Annotated in this window: 5 protein-coding genes and 4 pseudogenes; all 9 read right to left on the bottom strand. The window is 66.9% G+C overall.

From position 1 onward, the window contains the following. Nucleotides 1-3,165 precede the first annotated feature (3,165 nt). A pseudogene (locus ACZYZ7_RS16640) lies at nucleotides 3,166-3,666 on the bottom strand (alpha/beta hydrolase); the annotation flags it as partial. Between the two features lie 528 nt (nucleotides 3,667-4,194). Further along, nucleotides 4,195-4,947: pseudogene (locus ACZYZ7_RS16635) on the bottom strand (glycerophosphodiester phosphodiesterase); the annotation flags it as partial. Nucleotides 4,948-5,640: 693 nt separating this feature from the next. Then, a pseudogene (locus ACZYZ7_RS16630) lies at nucleotides 5,641-12,615 on the bottom strand (alpha/beta hydrolase); the annotation flags it as partial. 56 nt (nucleotides 12,616-12,671) lie between these two features. Then, nucleotides 12,672-12,968, bottom strand: coding sequence for a hypothetical protein (locus ACZYZ7_RS16625; RefSeq protein WP_135459213.1), 297 nt, complete (start codon nucleotides 12,966-12,968; stop codon nucleotides 12,672-12,674). Between the two features lie 4 nt (nucleotides 12,969-12,972). After that, nucleotides 12,973-13,437, bottom strand: coding sequence for a YbaB/EbfC family nucleoid-associated protein (locus tag ACZYZ7_RS16620; protein ID WP_463741347.1), 465 nt, complete (start codon nucleotides 13,435-13,437; stop codon nucleotides 12,973-12,975). Nucleotides 13,438-13,688: 251 nt separating this feature from the next. Then, nucleotides 13,689-15,101, bottom strand: a pseudogene (locus ACZYZ7_RS16615) (MinD/ParA family ATP-binding protein); the annotation flags it as partial. Between the two features lie 78 nt (nucleotides 15,102-15,179). Further along, a complete protein-coding gene (mycP, locus tag ACZYZ7_RS16610) occupies nucleotides 15,180-16,562 on the bottom strand; it encodes a type VII secretion-associated serine protease mycosin (RefSeq protein WP_135459220.1) in 1,383 nt (460 codons plus the stop codon). Then, the gene (gene eccD / locus ACZYZ7_RS16605; protein WP_463741346.1) at nucleotides 16,559-17,995 is read right to left on the bottom strand and encodes a type VII secretion integral membrane protein EccD; all 1,437 of its coding nucleotides are present in this window, start codon (nucleotides 17,993-17,995) and stop codon (nucleotides 16,559-16,561) included. Before eccD ends, mycP begins: the two co-directional genes overlap by 4 nt. Continuing rightward, nucleotides 17,992-21,993 carry a type VII secretion protein EccCa gene (gene eccCa, locus ACZYZ7_RS16600; protein ID WP_450072587.1) on the bottom strand — a complete coding sequence of 1,334 codons (4,002 nt, stop codon included), beginning with the start codon at nucleotides 21,991-21,993 and terminating at the stop codon, nucleotides 17,992-17,994. Before eccCa ends, eccD begins: the two co-directional genes overlap by 4 nt. Nucleotides 21,994-22,033 lie beyond the last annotated feature (40 nt).

The raw sequence follows: 22,033 nt of genomic DNA, 5'->3' as shown, positions 1-22,033 counted from the left end.
ATTTTCGATTCTGATGATCTTGTTCTCTACGACGAGGTTGCCGTCGTCGTCACGCGAGAACTGCCGGGTCAGATAGCCGATCTCGGTATCCCCACTGCGAATCAGACCGTAGAGCTCGAAGCGTTCGCCGCCGATGATGCGCTCGGGCGAGAATTCGACCTGGTATGGCCCGTAAAGCCCCGACAGGTCCTCCGCAAGTTGGTGGACGTCGTCACGGTCAAAGCTGTCGACCACCTCCCGCAACTGCTCGGCAAAGCGCGTGTCCACCCGTCGGGTGGCTGGCTCCTGCGACCGGTATTGCTGTTGTCGCTGAGCGAAATTCGACTCGTCCACATGCCCTTGGACATCGCCGATGGCGTCGGCGGCACCGAAGTATTTGACGCCGCTCCAGTACGTGTTGGCCAACACGTCGCGGCCCAGATGCGGTTCCTCGACCGTGGCCAGCGCCGCCACATCGATGGGTTCCGGCAGGCGGGGGTGCCGCGGGTCAAGGCGCTGCACGATGTCATCGAGGACCGCTCGCGCCTCGGGGCTGACCTGATCGCGCAAGCGAAGGGCAGAATTCCTGACGTTGTCGACCGATGCCTGCAACTTGGCCGGATCGGCGTTCCAGCTGAATCCTTGTCGGGCCCAGGCGTAGCCACCGTCCTGTTCGGTACGCAGCTCGATGCGGTCGACGCCCGAGATTAGGTAATAGTGCTCCAACTGAGAGCTGAACGCTTTTGAGAAGCCCTTGCCTCGGAAATGCTTGTCGGGAATGTCCACCACGTTCTGATGAGCGACCAGGCTGCCCTCACTGTCGCGGATGTAGGTCTGTTGTAGGAAACCGATTTCCTCGTCACCGCTGATGATCGCGCCACCCACGATGACCTCACCGGTCCGTTCATCGGCGATCGCCCGGAACATCTTGACGCGGTACGGGCCGTAGACCCCGGAGAGGTCCGCGGCCAGCTGCCGTACCTGGTCGGCATCGAAGTTGTCGACGATCTCACCCAACGGTTCGGCATACCGGGTGTCGACGCGGCGGGTGGTGGGGTCCTGGTCGCGATAGTCCTGTTGAGCTGCCAGGAAATCAGCGGCGGCCGGATCACCCTGCACGTCGCCGACGCTGTCGGCGGCGTGCAGCGAGATCTGTACCGGCTCATCGCCGATCGCGTGGACCGGCTCTCCGTTCTCGTCGAGGTAGCCGACGGCGGTGCGGTCCACTGCGCTGTCGCCCCAGTACGGTGGCCACGGCGAGTACTTCTTGGTGCGTGGGTCATAGAGCTGCACGCGCTGTCCGTCGGTAACCGCGAGGAAGGCGTGTCCGCCCTGACGCTCACCACCGGCCGCCCAGCGCGACACCACGATTGCCGACGACCCGGCGGGCCTGCCCAGCAGTTCGGTCTCGATGTCGGCGTAGGTCGCGAACTGGGAGCGGGACTGTGCCGCCTGGAACAGCGCCCAAGCGGGTACCCCGGTGCTCGACGGTGCGACGGACAGGCCGAAATGCCCGGGGTAGATCCTCGACAGCTCGCCGGCCACGCCGTATGCGCAGTTACCGTCGGCGTCCGCGCGCGTTGCGACGTCGCGCCCGAGCAGGTTCTGCAGCCACCCCTTGAGGCCGGTGCGCGCCGGAGTGGCGGGGGCGGAGTCCAGGTACTTGACGTAGTGCACCCCGTTGCGGCCCCGCACCGCCCCGGTGCCGTCCAGCAGGCGTTGGCCCAGATCAGGTTCAGCGGTGGTGGACAAATTGGCCAGGTCGATGGGCTCCGGCAATCGCGGGTTAGCCGGATCCAGCTGCTGGACAACCTGATCCAGGACGGCCTTGGCCTCGTCACTGACCGTCTCACGCAGCTGGCCGGCCGACATCTTCACCCGGTCGAGCGATTCCTGGAGCTGACGTGTACTGGGATCCCAGGCGTAACCCCGTCGGGCCCAGGCAAAAGCACCCTTGTCGTGGGTCGTCAGCTCGATGCGGTCGATGCCCGAGTGCACGTAGAAGCGTTCCAGCTCCGAGGTCAGGGCTTTGGAGAATCCCTTGCCGCGCAATTGCTTGTCGTCGATCACCAGGCCGGTGTGATAAGCGACGAGGTTGCCTTCACCGTCCCTGGCGAACGACCGCTGGACGGTCCCGATCTTGGTGTCGCCGTTGAAGATCTCACCGGTCAGCATGACCTCGTCGGTCAGGTTCTCGGCGCGGAGCGCAATGCGGTACGGCCCGTATCTCCCGGACAGGTCCTCGGCGAGCCTGCGAACCCGGGCGTGGTCGGAGGCGTTGTCGACCACGTCGCCCAGTGGCTCGGCATAGCGGGTATCGACCAGTCTTGTGGCCGGGTTCTGCGCACGGTACTCGGCCTGCTGCCGGGAGAAGTCCGGATCACGCTGGGGGCCTTGAACATTTCCAACGGCATCGGCAGCGTCGAGCTGCAGCGGCATATCCACGGCCATTGGGCCGACCGGATCGCCGTTGGCGCGCAGGTAGCCGACTGCGGTCTGGCTCACCGCCGGCTGACCCCAATGTGGTGGCCATGGTGAGTACTTCCGGGTGTGCGGATCGTAAAGCTGCACCTGGCCGTCGACCTTGACGGCCAGGTAGGCGTGACCGCCCTGCCGACCGCCGGTCCACTGCGACGTCACCACGGCCACCCTCAGCGTGGGATCTCCCAGCAGTGTTGCCTCGATCTCGTCGTACGTCGCGAACCGCGCATCGGAGCCGACGGCCTGGAGCAATGCGCGCGCCGGCACACCGCGCCGCGACGGGGTGGCGTCCAAGCCGAACTTCCGGCCGAACAACGAGGTCAATTCCTCGGCGACCGTGACCGCACAGTTGGGAGGCCGGCGCCACAGTGCATTCCAGAATCGCCGTCCCCCCAACCGATCTCCGGCGGGTTCGACGGTGCGCAGCCCCGGCGCGTGTCGACTCCGGCCCAGCTCGGTGCGGTGCTGCTCATGGACGACCCGGTCCTGGTGCCCGGCAGCAATACGGCCGAGGTTTGTCGTCGCCTCCGTGTTCAGGAAGTAGGCGTGATGAGTGCCGCCCGTGAGCAACCCGTTCATCGACGCCGGCGGCTCGGCGGTGACCCGCACGGCGCCAAAGGAATCCATCGCCGGATCGGTACCGAGGCCGATGCCCAAGATCCGGCCGTTGGAGCCGGCGCTGCGCCCGCCCAAAGCGGTGACCACATCGCGTGACGAGGAGGCGGCGAACACGTTGTCGGCGCCGATACCGAACTCACCGGCGGTACGCACCGGGCCCGCTCCGGGTGAACCGACCAGGGACACGGTGCGGACCTGACCGGCGAATCTGCCGTTCTGACCGGCGTATCCGGTGGTCGTCGATCCGTAGGAGTACCCGAAGACGTGGTTGCCGGTGAAGTGGCTGCCGTCGCCGGCGAGCGTGTCGCGGGCGGCGTTGAACGCCATGATGTCGCTGTAGAGGATGTCGCCGCCGGTGCGGGCCATGGCGTGGCCCGCGGCACGCAGGATGTTCCAGCCACTCGGGGCGTCGTACCCGACCCAGGCGATCGAGGCCGCCGACATCCCCGGATTCTCCTGCTGCACGGCCTGCAGGTGGTTGAGCGCGGACATGGCGTTGAAGCCGAGCAGTGCATCCGCCGTGGTGCCGACACCCGGCACGTGCCAGGACACCGAGTCCGCGGTGTACGGGTCGGCACCGTAGCTCAGCACCGCGCGTCCGTCGCCACCGAATTCTGTTGCGTCGAAGGCCAACAGCAGCGGCCCGTCCACCCCGGCCTGCGCTGCGTCGACGGCGGCCTTGCGCAATGCGAGGTCGAGCTTGTTCATCCGGCGGAGGAACTTCCGCTCGGCGCCCGTCAACCGCTCCCCGCGATCCGCCTTCGACTGGACCGCATCCGCTTGTTCCCGCATCTGCTGCAGAACATTGCGGTTCGCGTGGTCACGGTCCGCCGCGCTGATGCCTTCGGCGTTGCCGATGTGCTGCGGGTAGGTCTCGATGAGGGCGCTGCGCTGGTCTTCGGTCAGTCCGGACCACCAGCGGGCGTTGTTGGCCGCGCGTGCTGAGGCCTCCTCGGCCGGCCCCATCGGATTACGGAGCTCGTCGGGCCGCACCGGCGGTATGCGCCGCAACAAGGCATCGTCGGCCATCTGCTGAATCGCCTGGCGATCAACCGCTTCCGCCGTGCTGCTGACGCTGTCAGGCACCGGGCCGGAATGCTGCTGTGACGGAGCATCCCCGAGCAACGTGTCGGTTCGGCCCGGGTGATCGGTGGCGATCCAGTCCACGCCGAGGTCCCGCGCGAATTGCACGTCGGCTTCGTTGTTGACCGTCCAGCAGTAGGTGGCCAGTCCCCGCGCGGCCGCTGCGCCGACGAGTTCGGGGTTGCTCCGCAGCACACCGATCGACGGCCCGATCGCACTGGCGCCGACCGCGCCGGCCAGATACCGGGCCGCCGGGCCCAACAGGACCGTGGGGAGGTGAGGCGCGGCCATACGGACCCGCAGCAGCGCGTCGGGGAAGAAGGAGATCACCGCCGCCTGAACCTGTTGGTCCGGGCGAGGATTGGTCAACCCGTGGCGTTCCAAAACCTCGACGACCTGGCGCTCGATCTTCCATCCCTGCTGCGCCGGGTGCTTGGTCTCAATGAACAGCCGCACCGGCTGGTCGGCGTCGAGCGCCAACTGGACGAACTCGTCGAGGGTCAGGATGCCGTGGCCGTTGTAGTCGAGCGCCTGCAACTCGGCCAGCGTCATATCGCCGACCCGACCGGTGCCATTCGACGTCCGGTCCACGGTCTTGTCGTGGATGAGTACCAACTCACCGTCTTTGGTGAGCCGGACATCGCATTCGAGGGCGTCCGCGCCCTGCCGCAGCGCTTCGGTGTACGCGGCCCGAGTCTGCTCCGGGAAGTCGTGGGAGGCTCCCCGGTGAGCCACCACCTGAGTTCCGGAGCGGTCTGCGAGAGTCCGTGAGTCTGCCTGGGTCACCACGTGATTACCGGCGAACGGTCCTGCCTCACCCAACGATTCGCGGGTCGTATGGAAGGCGGCCAGGTCCTGATGCAGCGCCCCGGTATCGGCGCCGATCCACGCTATGGCAGCAGAATCCTGCAGCCCGGTGGCCTGCAGCCCGTCCAAGGCACGGGCGGTCACGGTGCCCAACTGTTCGATCGATCCCCGCGCGGTCTGCCAGGTGACGCTCGAGGCGTGGTGGGGGTCGGCGCCGAAGCTGATGACGGCGTGGCCGCCGCCGTTGAATGCCGAGGTGTCCAAGGTCAGCACCAGCGGCGCGTCCAGGCCTGCCCGGACAGCATCGGCATCAGCTTTCCGTACCGCAAGGTCGAGCCGGTCCACGCGGCCCAGGAACGCATGTTCCTCACGGGTGGCCCGGCCGAACTGGTCGAGCTTCGTCCGGATGTGATCGGCGCGGTCCCGGTAATGCTGCAGCGCAGTGCGATTCGCGGCGTCCCGGTCGGCGGCCGTCCTGGTGTCGACGTCCCCGTGTGCCGGACCGTCCGGAAGGCCCTGGACTCTGCCGACGGCCACCGCGGCGAACTGGTTGTTCAACCGTCCCCGCAGGACGGGCTCACCATTGCTGCGCAGGTAGCCGACCGCGGTCTGAGCCACCGCAGCCTCTCCCCAGTGCGGTGGCCACCCCGAATACTGCCGGGTGTGCGGGTCGAACAGATAGACCTGGCCATCGATGTTGACTGCGAGGTACGCGTGCCCGATCGGCTGCCCTCCGCTCCAGCGCGAGGCCAGTACCGCCATGGAGTTCGGGGGCATGCCCAGCAGCGTCTCTTCGACTTGCCTGTACGTCGCGAAGTGGGCGCCCGATTGGAACGCCTGGAACATCACCCGGGCGGGCGTACCCCGGTGCGAAGGCGCGGAGTCGAGTTGGATATTCCGGCGGGTGCGTGCGGACACTTCCTGCACCAGAACATGGGCGCAGTCGTTGCCACTCAGGAAGCTCGGAGTCCACCAGTGGCTGCCCTGGACCGGATGCTGGGCGGTGGGGTCGTCGGGAAGCCTCAACCGGCGACCGATAGCGGGGTCCAGAGTTTGATCCCGGGCACCACCGAACAACCACCGCGGACGCTGACTGAGCGTGCGCCGCCCCTCAGTGTCGACCCGATGGGCCTGCCCCGCCGCGATCCGACCGAAATTAGTCAGCGACTCGCTACGCACCTGCAAGGTTCCCGGATCCATATAGGCCCAGTACAAACTGTGCGTCATCCGCGATCCCGGACCCATATGGTCCAGCGCAGCCGGGAACTCAGCGGTAATCCGGCGGGCACCGAAAATATCCATGGCCGGATCGATGCCCTGACCCATCCCACGGACAGTGCGACCCCGATCACCGGTCCGCTCACCGCCAAGCCCAGTCGTGCGGTCCCGCGACGACGACGCCACGAACACGTTGTCACCGATCCCGAAATCGGCAGCCGTCCGCAACGGCCCCGCCCCCGGGGACCCAATCAACGTGATCGTCCGCACCTCGTCAGCCAACCGCTCACCATGACCGGCATGACTGACCGCGCTCGACCCGTACGAATGCGCGAAGATGTGATTGTCCCTGAAATGACTTCCATCACCAGTGAATACGTCGCGCCCAACATTGAACGACTGAATATCACTACAGAAAATCTGCCCGCCTCGCTGGGCCATCCACTGAAACCCAACCCGCGGATCCCAACTCCCCGGCGGCCGATAACCAAGATAGGCAATCGACGCCGCCGACAGACCCGGGTCCTCCTGCAACGTCGACTGCAACTGATTGAAACTCCGACGCATGATCGTATTCAGACTCTCGATCGACGTCGTCATCCCCGGCACATACCAGGAAACCGACTGCGCCGTATAAGGATCAGCACCGAAACTGACTATCGCACGCCCGTTACCACCAAACGCCTGAGGATCCAGCGCCAACAGATACGGACCACCCACACCCAACCGGGCAGCATTGCGCTGCCCCGAACGCATCGCGGCCTCAACATCATTCATCAGATCGACGTACCGCTCCTGCATCGCATCGAGCGCCACCCCGTTCTCACGCCGAGAAACCAACAGATCACGATGCGCCAAATACCGGCGCAACATAATCGAATTCCCCTCATGACGAACCAACGGCGGAATGCCCTCCGCATTACCGATCTCATTCGGATACGTCTCGACCAACGCCCGCTGCTGAGCCGCAGACAAATCCCCCCACCACCGCGCATTCGCCCGCGCCCGCGCCACCGCATCAACCACCGCCACCCGATGATCAGCCGGACTCACCAGACCCGAAGCCACCGCTATCCCCCGCTGGGCCAACGCCACATCGGCCACGATCCTGGCGGGCGCAGGCACCTGTTGGACATCGCTGTCCAGTGAATTCACCGTCGGGTTGTCGACCTGAGCAGACTCGACTTGTCCGACCTGTTGCCTGCCGAACGCCGGGTTCCACCAGTGGCTGCCCTGGACCGGATGCTGGGCGGTGGGGTCGTCGGGAAGCCTCAACCGGCGACCGATAGCGGGGTCCAGAGTTTGATCCCGGGCACCACCGAACAACCACCGCGGACGCTGACTGAGCGTGCGCCGCCCCTCAGTGTCGACCCGATGGGCCTGCCCCGCCGCGATCCGACCGAAATTAGTCAGCGACTCGCTACGCACCTGCAAGGTTCCCGGATCCATATAGGCCCAGTACAAACTGTGCGTCATCCGCGATCCCGGACCCATATGGTCCAGCGCAGCCGGGAACTCAGCGGTAATCCGGCGGGCACCGAAAATATCCATGGCCGGATCGATGCCCTGACCCATCCCACGGACAGTGCGACCCCGATCACCGGTCCGCTCACCGCCAAGCCCAGTCGTGCGGTCCCGCGACGACGACGCCACGAACACGTTGTCACCGATCCCGAAATCGGCAGCCGTCCGCAACGGCCCCGCCCCCGGGGACCCAATCAACGTGATCGTCCGCACCTCGTCAGCCAACCGCTCACCATGACCGGCATGACTGACCGCGCTCGACCCGTACGAATGCGCGAAGATGTGATTGTCCCTGAAATGACTTCCATCACCAGTGAATACGTCGCGCCCAACATTGAACGACTGAATATCACTACAGAAAATCTGCCCGCCTCGCTGGGCCATCCACTGAAACCCAACCCGCGGATCCCAACTCCCCGGCGGCCGATAACCAAGATAGGCAATCGACGCCGCCGACAGACCCGGGTCCTCCTGCAACGTCGACTGCAACTGATTGAAACTCCGACGCATGATCGTATTCAGACTCTCGATCGACGTCGTCATCCCCGGCACATACCAGGAAACCGACTGCGCCGTATAAGGATCAGCACCGAAACTGACTATCGCACGCCCGTTACCACCAAACGCCTGAGGATCCAGCGCCAACAGATACGGACCACCCACACCCAACCGGGCAGCATTGCGCTGCCCCGAACGCATCGCGGCCTCAACATCATTCATCAGATCGACGTACCGCTCCTGCATCGCATCGAGCGCCACCCCGTTCTCACGCCGAGAAACCAACAGATCACGATGCGCCAAATACCGGCGCAACATAATCGAATTCCCCTCATGACGAACCAACGGCGGAATGCCCTCCGCATTACCGATCTCATTCGGATACGTCTCGACCAACGCCCGCTGCTGAGCCGCAGACAAATCCCCCCACCACCGCGCATTCGCCCGCGCCCGCGCCACCGCATCAACCACCGCCACCCGATGATCAGCCGGACTCACCAGACCCGAAGCGGGCACACCCAACTGTCCGAGCGCCTCCTCGGCAATCTCGCGGGCACTTCTCGTGTCGACGGGCTCCGTCGAGTTGACCTCGTTGTTCGACTCGGCCATCCACCGCGGATTCCACGGCCGGCGAGTTGTCCGGTCGCCTGAGGTGTTGGTATCGCCGTCGAGTCGTAGCGGCCGGCCGGCTGCCGGTTCAACTGTCCCCTCACGGGTTCCGATGAACCGCCGCGGCTGGGTATCGACAGTCCGGTGCTGCTCGGTGTCGACCCTGTCGGCATGGCCTGCCGCGATCCGACCGAAGTTGGCGAGCGACTCGCTGCGTACGGGTGTCGCACCGGTCCGGTCGGCGAAGCGGTAGTACGAGTTGTGTGTACCTCGGCTCACCATCCGATCCATATCCGAAGAGAACTCAGCAGTAATCCTTTGCGCACCAAAGGTTCTCATCGATGGATCGGCGCCCAAGCCGAACCCGAAGATCCGCCCGGACGAGCCCGGCGTCCGTCCGCCCAGAGCGGTGAACGGATCCCGCGACGACGTAGCGACGAATACGTTGTCCCCGATGCCGAATGCACTGGCTTGGCGCACCGGCCCGGTACCCGGAGAGCCCGCAAGCGTGACCGTTCGGACGTCGTTGGCCAGCCGGCCGTCTCGCCCGGCATAGCTCGTCGCGGTCGTGCCATATGAGTGGGCGAAGACATGGTTGCCGGTGAAATGGCTGCCGTCACCGGCAAGGGTGTCGCGGGCTGCGTTGAACGCCCGGATATCGCTGTAGAGGATCGCGCCGCCTTCGCGGGCGAGTCTCTGTCCGGCCGCGCGCCAACTACTCCAACCGCTTGGGGTGTCGTAGCCGAGCCACGCGATCGAGGCGGCCGACACTGTCGGGTCTTCCAGTCGGATGGATTGAAGGTGGTTGAGCGCGTCACCCATACAGGCGCCGATACGGTCGATCGTCATGCCCTGGCCGGGCACATGCCATGACACAGAATCCGCCAGATACGGATCAGCGCCGAAGCTGACGATCGCCCGCCCGTGGCCACCGAACTCAGACACATCCAAGGCCAACAGCATCGGACCGTCGACCCCGGCTTGCCGGGCTCGGGTTTGCGCGTCGGCGATCGAGCTCTGGATCCGAACCAGCCGGGCCAGCATCTTGCTCTGGCTGCGACTGAGCCGATGGCCGCTGTCCCGCCAACCCTCCAACTGCCGGCGTTGGGCCTCCAGGAGCTGCGTGTTCGCCTCATGGCGGGCGGCAGGTGGAATGCCCTCGGCGTTGCCGATCTGCTGCGGGTGCACGTCGATCAGGGCGCGCTGCTCAGGCCCGCTCAGCCCGGCCCACCAGGTCGCATTCGCCCGCGCCCGTGCATCGGCCGACTCCATCAACCCCAGCGGGTTTCGCAGGTCGCCGACATCGACGGGAGGTACGCGTTTCGCGAGTGCATCGTCGGCGATCTGGCTCTGCCGTGTGACATCTCGCCACTGCTCACCCGGCGACTGTTCCTGGGTGCCCTGCACGTCGCCCACCGCCATCGCCGCGGCGAGATCGTCGGGGCCGCTGAGATTACTGACCGGATTGCCCTGTGCGTCAAGGTAACCGACCGCGGTCGTCGACACCGCGTGCTCACCCCACGCCGGCGGCCAGCCCTGCCGCTCTCCGCGGTGAAGCAGGTAAACGTCCGTGCCGTCGAAGACAGCCACATAGGCGTGCCCGCCCTGGCGCTGCCCGTCGCCGGCCCACGCCGACGTTATGACCGCGGCCGAACCGGGTTTCATGCCCCGCAGCCTGGCCTCGATATCACGGTAGGTAGCGAAGTCGGCCCGTGACCCGGTGGCCTCATACAACGCCCGCGCAGGCATTCCGGTGGACGATGGTTCCCCGGCGACCTGGTACTTTTTGCCGAAGTGCCGCGACAGATCGTCGGCCGCGTCGAGCAGACAGTTCTGGTCGCCATGCGGCGGGCCGCCGGTGTCGGTGACCTCGGGCGCCACATTGGTAGTCGCGACATCCGGGCCGGCACCCTGGGCCGTCTCCTGGATCCGCGCAGCGGGAACGCCGGCGACCTGTGTTTCCGGGCCGGCGGGGCGCGCTGCCGGAGATGCCGACTTTGGCTCCGTGGGCGTCGAATCAGGTTTTGCAGCAGTTGGTTTGGCGCTCTGCTCGGCTGTTGTCTGTGGGGCGTTGGCCGAGGCCGGCGTAGTGGCCGGCGGTACATTGCTCGTCGACGACGGTTGGGCGGCAACGATCGCCGGGCCCTGCTGATCGGGGGCTTCCGGCGCGGGAGCCTGCTGCACCTGTGGTGGATCAGCAGGCGCCTGTGCGACGTCTGTGACCTCGGGGGCAACCTGTGCACCCTCAACGTCTGGTGCACCCTCGACGTCCTGAGCGGCATTGACTTGCCCGGTATCGGCCGACACCGGGTCGGCAGCTACTGCGGTGTGCGGCACATCCGTTGTCGCAACATGCGCCGCCGGGTTGGCGACTTCCTGGTCCGGGCTGAGCGAGGCCGTGTGCACGGGCTCATCTGCGGGTGGGTCGGCCGAATCGTTGTTGTCGTGCTGTGTATTCGACGAGTGCTGTTCGTCCTGCGCGCCGACGGGCGCATCGTCGGATTCGCGCTTGGTGCTGGTATCGGTGTGGCTATCGCCATCGGCGTCCGTATCGGCGTCTGCCTGATCCGGCGACTCATCGGAGTCCTGGCCCGTCGACTTGTCGGCCGCGCCGCGCGGTTCGGGGTTGCGGGACGCGGACTTCGAATCCGACTGCGGTGTGGTGTTATTCGTCTGGCCGGCGCCGGCGCGTCCCGGACTCGCCTTGGCGGGGGCGGCCGGTTGCCCGCCGGAATCGTTCTGCGAAGTTCGGTTGGTGTCGTTCTCGCCGTCGTTCTCGCTGTCCGGCCGGCCGGTGTCCAGCCGGCCATCCGGATCCTGGCCCCGCAGCCCGACGTTCGGCGCATCGGGCCGCCGGAGACCGGCCGGATTGGTCTGGTTGCCCTGTTGGGCCGGATGACCTCCGCCGATGCCTTTCAGACCACCGATGCTGGTGCTGGTGGAACTGGCAAGGATCGAGATCGTGTCGAATTCGCCGCCGACGGCCAACGTGCCGGCCACGTTGCCCGACACCCCGGCGGTGAACATGGTGGTCGCGCCCTTGGTCGCCGCGGTGAACCAGTTGCGAGCGGGTCCGAGCCCGTGCGCAATCGGGACGGCGGTGGCGCCGCCCCCTCCGCCACCGACCACGGAGGAGATCGCCGTCTGTTGGAACCGGTCCCACCGGTAGTCGGCATGTCCGTTGCTGGCCTGGATGCCTTGGACAATCTCTTCTTGAAGTAGGCCCTGCCCCAGCTCCTCCAAGGATTCCTGCCCGGCTTCGTGCAGGAGCCGCTTCAACATCGTCTTGGTCAGCAGTTCGGCCATCTTCTCGCCGAGACGCCGAATCGCCCACATGATGACCGCACGTATCCACGCGATGGTCGTTGTCTCGATGACGGGGATCGCCGCCGTCGACGCCCCGTAGGTGGGACCGGCCATGGCGAGGCTGTACGAGATCTCAGCGGCGGCGAGCGCCAGCCCGACGATGGTCGACAGCTTGCTGTATTCGATCTCGGAGCTGAAATTGGTGGCGCCCTCACCCATTCCCGAGATGCCTTGGGCAAGTTTGTCCACCGTGTACTCGCCGTCGAACAGCATGGCGAACTGTCGATCCGCAGCATCGGCGGTGTCGCCGGTCAGTACCGACATCGTCTCAGCGCGGACCCTGTTCAGATCCGGGACGAGGTCCTGCAGTGCTTCGGCCGCGGCCTGATAATGCTCGCCGATTCGGCGAGTTCGGGTTTCGCTGCCTTGCGGCCACTCACCGCCCGCGAGATATGACACCCATTGGAGTTCGGGTGGGATCTGGATGTCCATAAGCGAATTGGTGTGGCAACAGGCCTATGTGGCGCACCACTCCATGCGGCAGACGACTACGGCTGGTCGTTCTGTTCGAAGGAGTCCGCGGAACCCTTCAAACCGTCCGAGTAGTAGTCGAGCAGATCGGTCTTGACCACCACCGAGCCGTCGACCCAATCCTTTTGCGCCAGATACCCGGCACTGCCTTTCGCGTACCCGTCACCCATCTTGTCGTCACCCCATGCGGCACCTTCGGCCATCAGATTGGCTTGCAGGGTGGACAGCACGTTCTTCATCCTGACGCTGACATCATTCAGGTTCCTCGAGGTCGCCCGCAGGTCAGAAGGTCCGACACCGAGTTCGTCAGCCATCGATTCAGCTCCTCACAGTGGGGAATGCGGATTCGTCCCGGTCGTCATCCTCCGGCTGGCCCGCTCCGACGACTGCATCGTCGTTGCCGAACACGGATCTGGTCAGTTCGCGCAGATCGGGCGCGCTGTCGGCGAAGTCGGACAGTGACGGCATCAACCGGCGCCGTTCTTCGATCGGCATCATCAGGGCAGCCGACCGCTGCGCGACGAGCTGCGCCGCTGACTGCGCCGCCGCGGTCACGTGGCCGCCGAGTTCTTCGAGTTCGTACTCTTCGAGATACGACTCGTCGATGACGGTCTCGATGACATGACCGCGGGCGTCGACCGTCACCGCGACCAAGCCGTCTGCCTCCTCAGCACTTGCGGTGAGCTGCGCCTGCTCGCGCTGCACCGCAGCAATATCGGCCATCTGCTCTTGGACCAGGGCCAGCACCTCGGTCATCTGATGCCGGAGGGCATCGTTGCTCATTCGGATCAGTGTTCCAGATTCGCAATGGCGCCGCCACAGACTTAGTCGAATTCGATTACGGCTGACCATATTTGAGTGCGCGAACAATTACGCATGGCGAAATTGCCATCGTCACAATGCTGCTCACGCGTCAATTTGCCAACTCGTAGGGACAACCAAGGCCAACGGGTTGGTCCGCATTCCGCACAGATAGCTCACAGCCCCTTTGCGGATTCGCCGATACTTTGCCTCGATGCTCGAGCGCGGTGCGGTCACCGGTACTGGGGTGCACCGCGCAGCCGGGGAAATTTTTCCGCAACGGCTGCAGCCAGTTCCAGATACGCCTGGAGGGTGGACGGGTCCAGCAGGTCGAAGTCGACGTCAGCGCCCTCGGCCAGGTGCGGATCGAACGGGATCATGTGCACTGAGCGGCAGCGCGCTTCGAAGTGTTCGTAGACCTTGTCCAGTTTCAGCTTCGCCGAACCGGGCCGGGAGGCGCTGAGCACCACGTGCGCCTCGCGGACCAATGCCGAATGTCCGTGCTGCATCAGCCAGTCCAGCGTCGCCGACGCACTGCGGGCCGCGTCGATCGCCGGCGAGCTGACCAGCACGATCGCGTGCGCCAGATCGAGCACGCCCGCCATCGCCGAATGCATGATGCCGGTACCGCAGTCGGTGAGGATGATGTTGTAGTAGCGACGCAGGATGCTGACGGTGCGGCGGTAGTCGGACTCGCCGAACACCTCCGAAACCGCGGGCTCCTGCTCGCTGGCCAGCACTTCCAGTCGGCTGCCCGCCATCCGGGTGTGGCTGCGCACGTCGGCATAGCGCTCGATGTTCGGGTCCGACAGCAGGTCGCGCACCGTGGACTCGCTCGACACATCACGCACCCGTTCGGCGAGTGTCCCGCGGTCCGGGTTCGCGTCGACCGCGATCACCCGGTCGTGGCGCATCATCGACAGCGCCGAGCCCAATCCCAAGGTGGTGGTGGTCTTTCCGACCCCACCCTTGATCGACAGCACGGCGATCCGGAAGTCACCGGCGATCGGCTGGCGGATCTGAGCCAGCAGGTCGTCCCGCTCACGCTCCCTACGCGATTCTCCCGGGCTGACACGACCGGCGCTGGCCAGGTGCACGGCCCGGCGCCATCCGGAATGAGGTGCGGTGCGTGAGCGGTTCAGGATCCCGGCGTCGTCGAGCGAAGGCGGCACCGGCGAGTACTGCGGCGGCGGAGCCACACCCGGCGGCGGCAGAAGTGGCGGCAACGGCGGCATGAATCCCGGCGGCGGTAACGGCGGCGGCGGAGGTGGCAACGGCGGCGCAGGCATCGGTGGGACCGGCCGCGGCGGCGCGGGTAGCGGCGGAATCGGGATCAAATCCGTCGCCGGTTCCGGTTGAGGAGCCGGCGCTACCTGCGGCTCAGGAGCCGGACGTTCAGGCGCAGGCTCCTCGAGGTCGAACCGTTCGGCGAACTCCCTTGATCCGATCGAGCTGTGCATCTGCCACGGCGGCGGGGCGAGCCGGCGGACCGGTGCCGCAGACGCGGGCGGCGGCGGAGGCGGAGGCGGCACCACCAAAGCATCGGTTGTGTCGTCGGCGGGCGACTTGGCAGTGTGGATCTGCCGGGCTGACCGTTGTGCCGCAATCTGTTCCAGCAGCGCGGCCGCCCGGGCCTCCACCTCGTCCAATTCGCCAGGAGCCAAGTCGTCGAGCGATGTGGGCTCGCCGATCGGCCGATTCTCGTCCGGCATCTTTCCCCTAACTCACCTGGTCCGTCGCCGGGCAGCAGCCACCGCTACCGCCGCCACCATCAACGCAAGACACGCCGCGGTGACGGTGAAGACGATCCTGCGGGCCCGCACATTACCCGGATCAGGTTGCGGTGGCCCGCTGATCGGTGAAGAGGCAGTGACATCGCGACCGTCGGCCCCCGGCGGGAGCTGGTAGGTCAGTGCCGCGACCGGGTCCACGACTCCATAACCCGTGGCCTGGTTGGGTCCATTCCCGGGGGTGCGGGCGGTGCGCTCGATCAGATCCTTGACCTCACCTGCGGTCAGATCGGGATACCGCGACCGGATCAACGCCACCACCCCCGATACGAACGGCGTCGCGAAGCTCGTGCCGTTCAGCGGCGCCAGCCCCTGCTGGCCGAGTTGTGCGTTGCTCAACCCGGGCCCGCCCGGGTCCAGCGAGGTGACCCGCTCGCCGGGGGCGGCCACCGCTACCCATGGTCCGTGCAGGCTGAAGTCGGCCGGGGCGGCCGCCGTGGTCACTGCCCCGACCGTCAGGACGTAGTCGGCGAACCAGGCCGGGCTGGCGATGGTGCTGACGCTGCTCCAGCCCTTGTGCAACGGCTGGTTCGGATCATTCATGTTGTTCTGCGCGTTGCACATGCTCTGGGAGTTGAAGTTGCCCGCCGCCGCCACCACCACGACATTGCGTTCGTAGGCGTATCGCACCGCGCGGCCGAGCTCCCGATCGTCCATTCCGGCCGCAACAGGAGCGCAGGCCACCTCGGACAGATTGATCACCGTGGCACCGAGATCCACCGCCCGAGCGATCGCAAGCGCCAGCGTGTGTGTGTTGCCGTAGCCGATCGACGTCGCGTTCGGATCGTCGTTCTGGCTGCTGCTCGTGCCCGCGACGCTGTAAGCGCCGCTGTTCTGGCGGATGGAGAGGATGGAAGCCTCCGGCGCGACGCCGGCGAAGCTGTCACCGTCGGCGGGCACCGCGGCAATGATCCCGGCGACCAGGGTGCCGTGCGCATCGCAATCGACCAGGCCGTCGCTGCTCGACACATAGTCGCCGCCGGGTTCGAGCGCGGGAAGCCGCGGATGACGGTTGACGCCGGTGTCGATCACCGCCACCTTCTGCCCGGCACCGCGGGAAAAGCGCCAGGCCCTGCGGTATTCGAGCATCGCCTCGGCACTGGTCTGCTTGGTGAAGTCGGTGCCCGGCAGCACGCCGGTCGGAATACCGCAGATCGCCTTCAGTTCGGTGGGCTGCGCCGGTGCGACGGGCCCGATCGGCGGCGGACCGGGCTCGACGACTGGCGGCGTCACCGCACCGGCCGGAGGTGCACCGAAGCCGGCCAGCGCCACGGTCAGGACGACGGTCACCACCGCCGCGTGTCGCCGGGCGCTCACCAGCCGCCCAGCCGTTCGTACAGTCCGAGCGACCAGAGCGCCAGCGGGATCACCGCGGCCACAGCCAGATACTCGAGATACCCGGCGGCGGTCCGGATCCGGCGAAGGTACGGGGCTGCGACCCCGGCGACGGCCAGCACCGCAAGCACGACGACGCCGGTGAGCTGCAACGTCCACACCCCGGTCTGGGCTTGCACACAGGCCATCAGTACGAGCCCCAGGGCGGGCACCGCAAGCGCGGCACGTTCCGGCCAGGTGTCGGCCCGACGGCTTCGCAAGGCCGGCACCGCAGTGCAGACCAGGGCGAAAGCGAATGCCGCCCAACCCGTGTCGGCCCGCATCAATACGGTGGTGCCGATCAGCGCGGTCGTTGCCGCACCGGCCAGCAGCCCAGAGCGGGTCAGCACCGCTGAATGCACGCGATCCCACACCTGTTCCGCGCTCGGCATCGGGGCGCCGGGCTGGGTCTGTACTGCCGACGTGGTGAACGGGTCGTCGGTGCGCGATGCGCCGGCCGACGCCACCGGATATTGGTCCAGCCGTGCCGTCAGCGCCGGCACCGCCAGGCATCCGAACACCGCGACCACGGCGACGACGGTGGCCACCACCGTGACCGGTGTGCCCAGGGCCCGGGCCGCGAATGCCGCCGTGCCGAAGCCCAGCACCACCGCCGTGGCGACGTAGGTCCAATGGCCGGCACCGATCGCACGATGGCAGATCGCCGTGAGCCCCAACAATATTGCGCACCCGGAGGTCAGGCCGACCGCGCCGTGGGGCGCCGCCAGCACCCAGCCTGCTGCGGCACCGATGGCAATCGCCGGAGGACCCGCCGCCGCGGCGATATCGGCCCTGCCGAGCACTCGGCGCACGAGTGCCGCGCCGGCGACCAGCGTCACCAGCATCACCGCCGCAGCGATCACGATCGCCGGCCGGTGCGCCGTCAACGCGGGTGCAAGCAGCAGGACGGCCCATACCGCCGAGCACAGCCACCACCCGGCGAAGGCCATCATCCGCGCCGCGGAGGCACTCCAGGCCGCGTACGACGCCCGGTTCAGCCGGGCCGCGGCGTCCACCACGTCGTCGTACAGCGTGGGCGGCGACAGCGCACGGTGAGCCGAGAGTCGCAGTAGCTCACCGTTTTCCACCCCGGCCTCACGCAAGGTCCGGTCGGGCGCCAGCACACCGCTGCCGGCCCGGCCCTCACGACTGAGCGCCCAGAACGTCCGTCGCTCATCGCGATCGGCCACGTCGTCGCTGCGCTCGTCATCGCGGGACCTGATCAGCCGGGCCAGCTCCGGCAGGAACGCCGCCACCGGGACGTCGGCCGGCAGCGCGACATCGAGTTGGGTGCGTCCCCCGACCACGGACACCCGGATCGCCTCGGGTGCCGCGGACACCACGAGCACCGCGCGAAGCTCCTCGACCCCGGTCACAGGTCAGGCATCCTGGACAGCTGAACCACGCCGCTGCGGGTGGTCCGCGAGACCAGCATGCCGCGGCCGGGGGGCATCGCGCCGGCCTTGTATCCGCCGAACAGCCCGCCCTCGTCTCTGCTTCCGCTCATCACCAAACCGTTGCAGGACAGGTCTTTCAGACGCCCGATGATCGGATCCATCATCGCCCGCCCGGCACCACCGCTGCGCCGCGCGACGACGACGCGCAGACCGATGTCGCGGGCCTGCGGCAGATACTCCACCAGCGGGCCGAGCGGGTGGCTCAGCGATCCGCCGGGAATCAGGTCGTAGTCGTCGATCATCACGAACAGGTCCGGCCCTGACCACCAGGACCGCTCCTTGAGTTGCTGCTGGGTGATGTCGTTGGGCGGCAGCCGATCTTTGAGGGCACCGGCCAGCGCCATCATCAGATCCGTACACGACTGCGGGGCAGTCGCGTAGCCGCCGAGGTACTCGTCGGGGACGACGCCCAGCATCGAGCGGCGGAAGTCGACCAGGATGATCTTGGCCTCGAGCGGGCTGGCGTTCTCCATCACACCGGCGGCAATGTTGCGCAGCAGACCGGTCTTTCCGCATTCGGTGTCGGCGAAGGCCACCAGGTGTGGTTGCGAATCGAAATCCAGGACGACGGGGGCCAGTTCTTCCTCGTTGATGCCGATCGCGATGCGGGCCTTGCCCAGTTGACCGGCATCGCGAGCCACCTTCACGACGTCGTCGCGGTTCACATCGTGCGGCAGCATCCGCACCTTCGGCGCCTCACGGTCCCCGTAGTGCGCGCGGACGGCCTCGACCGCCCCGGCCACTCCGGCGGGCAGATCCTCCACCTCCGAACTGGAGTCGAGCCGGGGTAACCCGATCAGAATGTGAAGCCGCTCGGAGTTGATACCGCGGCCGGGCCGTCCGATGGGCACCAGCTCAGCGGACCGCCGTGCCACCTCACTGTCGATCGGATCGCCGAGGCGCAGCTCGACGCGGGTACCGAGCATGTCCTTGACCGCGGGCCGGATCTCCATCCAGCGCGACGCGGTGATGGCCAGGTGAACGCCGTACGAAAGGCCCTGGATGGCCAGCGATTGGATCACCGTGTCCAGCGCCTCGAAGTCGCTCTTGATCGACGCCCAGCCGTCGATGACCAGCACCACATCACCGAATTTGTCCTGGCTCACGCCGCCTTGGGCCTTGCGCTGGCGGAAGTCCCGCATGGATTCGATGCCCAGTTCGCGGAACAGCTGCTCGCGGGACCGGAGCACCCCGGCCACCTCGGCGACGGTGCGCCTGATCGCGTCGGCGTCCATCCGGCCGGCCACCCCGCCGACGTGCGGCAGCTTCGCCAGGCTCGTCAGCGTGCCGCCGCCGAAGTCCAGGCAGTAGAACTGCAACTGCTCGGGAGTATGGGTCGCGGCCGCGGACAGGATCAGCGTGCGCAGCGCGGTGGACTTGCCCGACTGCGGCCCGCCGACCACCGCCACATTGCCCTGGGCGCCGGACAGGTCCACCATGAGCAGGTCGCGGCGCTGATCGTAGGGCCGGTCCACCACGCCCATCGGCATCCACAACCGGCCGTTGACATTCACCGGTGCCGACCAATCCGATTCCGGCAGAAGCTCGTTCACCGCCGGACTGTCATCGAGCGGCGGCAGCCACACCTCGTGCGCGGGCCTGCCGTGGCCGCGCAGCCGGCTGACGACCATACCGAGCAGCGTCGTCTTGACCGGTCCGGCCGGGGCGGAATCCACCTCGACGGGCAGCGCCGAAGGCGCCGGGCCGCGCGCGGGCACCGCGTCCTTCTTGACCGGCGTGGCGGTGAACAGCTTGGGCGCGAGTGCGCCCAACTGGGTCACCCGCCCGGTGCGGGCTGATATCCGCGGCTTGACGTACTCCCCCGACACATAGCAGGCATTGAACCGGATCGGTTCGGAGGCATCGCATTTCAGGAACGCCGAACCGGGGACGCTGGGTAGGTGATAGGCGTCGGGCACGCCGAGCACGCTGCGCGACTCGCCGGCCGAGAACGTCTTGAGGCCGATCCGGTAGGACAGGTGCGAGTCCAGGCCGCGCAGCTTGCCTTCCTCCAACCGCTGCGAGGCCAGCAGCAGATGCATGTGCAGCGAGCGGCCCAGCCGGCCGATCATCACGAACAGCTCGGCGAAATCCGGCTTCTGCGACAGCAGCTCGGAGAACTCGTCGACCACGATGAACAGGGCGGGAAGAGGTTCGAGGTCGGCGCCCGCCGCGCGGGCCCGCTCGTATTCGGTGACGTTGGGGAAGTTTCCGGCGGAGCGCAGCAACTCCTGGCGGCGGTTCATCTCGCCGGCCAGCGCGTCACGCATGCGGTCCACCATGGTCAGTTCGTCTTCGAGGTTGGTGATGATGGCCGCGATGTGGGCGATCCCGTCCAGACCGAGGAACGTCGCCCCGCCCTTGAAGTCGACCAGCACCAGGTTGAGCTGCTCGGGCGAGTGCGACGTGATCATCGACAACACCAGCGTGCGTAGGAATTCCGACTTGCCCGATCCGGTGGCGCCGATACACAGACCGTGCGGGCCCATCCCGCCTTCGGCGGCTTCCTTGATGTCGAGTTCGATGGGCTGACCGTTCGGGGTGATCCCGATCGGCACCCGCAGCCGCTCCCGCGGGGACCGCTGTCGCCACACCTGTTCCGGCACGATCCCGGCGGCATCGGGAATCTTCAACAGCGCCATCAGGCCTGGGTCGACCGCCCTCGAATCGGCTTCCAGGCTGACGATGTGCGCGGCGTTGGCCGGGCGGTAACGGCCGATCCGCCGTGCCGTGGTCTCGGCCTCGGGGATCGTGATCGTGTCCGGGGTGGCGAACCGTTCGACGCCCACCGCGGTACGCGCGGCGACGTCGTCGCCCTCGACGACCAGTTGCAGGCTGCGCCGAGCCGACCCGCCTGGACGCAGGCCGTTCAGGTCCAGCAGCGTCACACTGTCCAGCCCGGCGTCGGTGATCAACTGCTCGTCGCCGGTGACGAATCCGTCGTCCAGCACGACGACGAGCTGTTTGAGGCCCTGCGTCGGCTGTGCGTTCCGGGTGAACCGGCCGCGTTCGGCCAGCTCCGCAGACATCGCGGTCTCCATCAGCTCGAGCGTGGGGAACAGCAGCCGCATCGAACCCATGCCGTCGCGGGTCGAGGCATGCTGCGCATGGGGCAACCACTTGACCCAGCTCCAGTTCTCACCGTCGGGGTTGGCCGTGACGATCGCCACCTGCACATGGTCCGGACCGTGAAAAGTACACAGCTCCAACACCATCGAGCGCACCAGCTGCTGCGCGAGCTTGCGCTCCCCTTCGAAGGTGATCGTGGGAAACGCCCGCAGCGACACCGCGGTAGGCAGCGCATGCACCACCGAGTGGGTCTTGACGAACCGGCGCAACGCCACCGTCGACACCGGTTCCAGGTCCTCGGGCGGGCCGGTCTCGGGCGCCATCAATCGCGTCGCCAACCGGTGGGTCCCGATACCGACCCGGATATGGCAGTAATCGGCATCGCTGGGCCGTCGCTCCCACATGCGCCGGGTGCCCACCACATCGGTCAGCGCGCGCGGATCGGGATGGCTCCATTCCAGTGCCGTGCGTTGTTCGGCCCCGGTGGTGTCGGCTTCCTCGCGAAGATTCGCCAGGTAACTGAAGTAGTCCTTGCGTTCCTCGTTGAGCTCGGCGGCGGCTTTGCCATTTTTGTTCCCGCCGCCCATGAACATGCCGACCATCGACATGACCATCATCATCGGAAAGAGCAGGAACATCGGGCTTCTGGCCATGTCGCGGCCACCGACCGTGATCATCAGCGCGATCATGCCGATCACCGCGACCAGCATCACGAACGGCATCAGCCGCATGAACAGATTGCCCGGGATGGCCCGCGGCACCTCGGGCGGTGGGGCCAGGTTGACCTCGCCTCCGGGCATCCGCGGCGGCGCCACACGAAGGCGGCGGACGAACCCCTGCGTACTCAACCTTCCCTCCCCGGAAGCTGCTGGGCCGGATGCTGGGTAT

Source organism: Mycobacterium sp. IDUB_17, from assembly GCF_055419465.1.
This window is presented reverse-complemented; position numbering and strand designations above follow the sequence as displayed.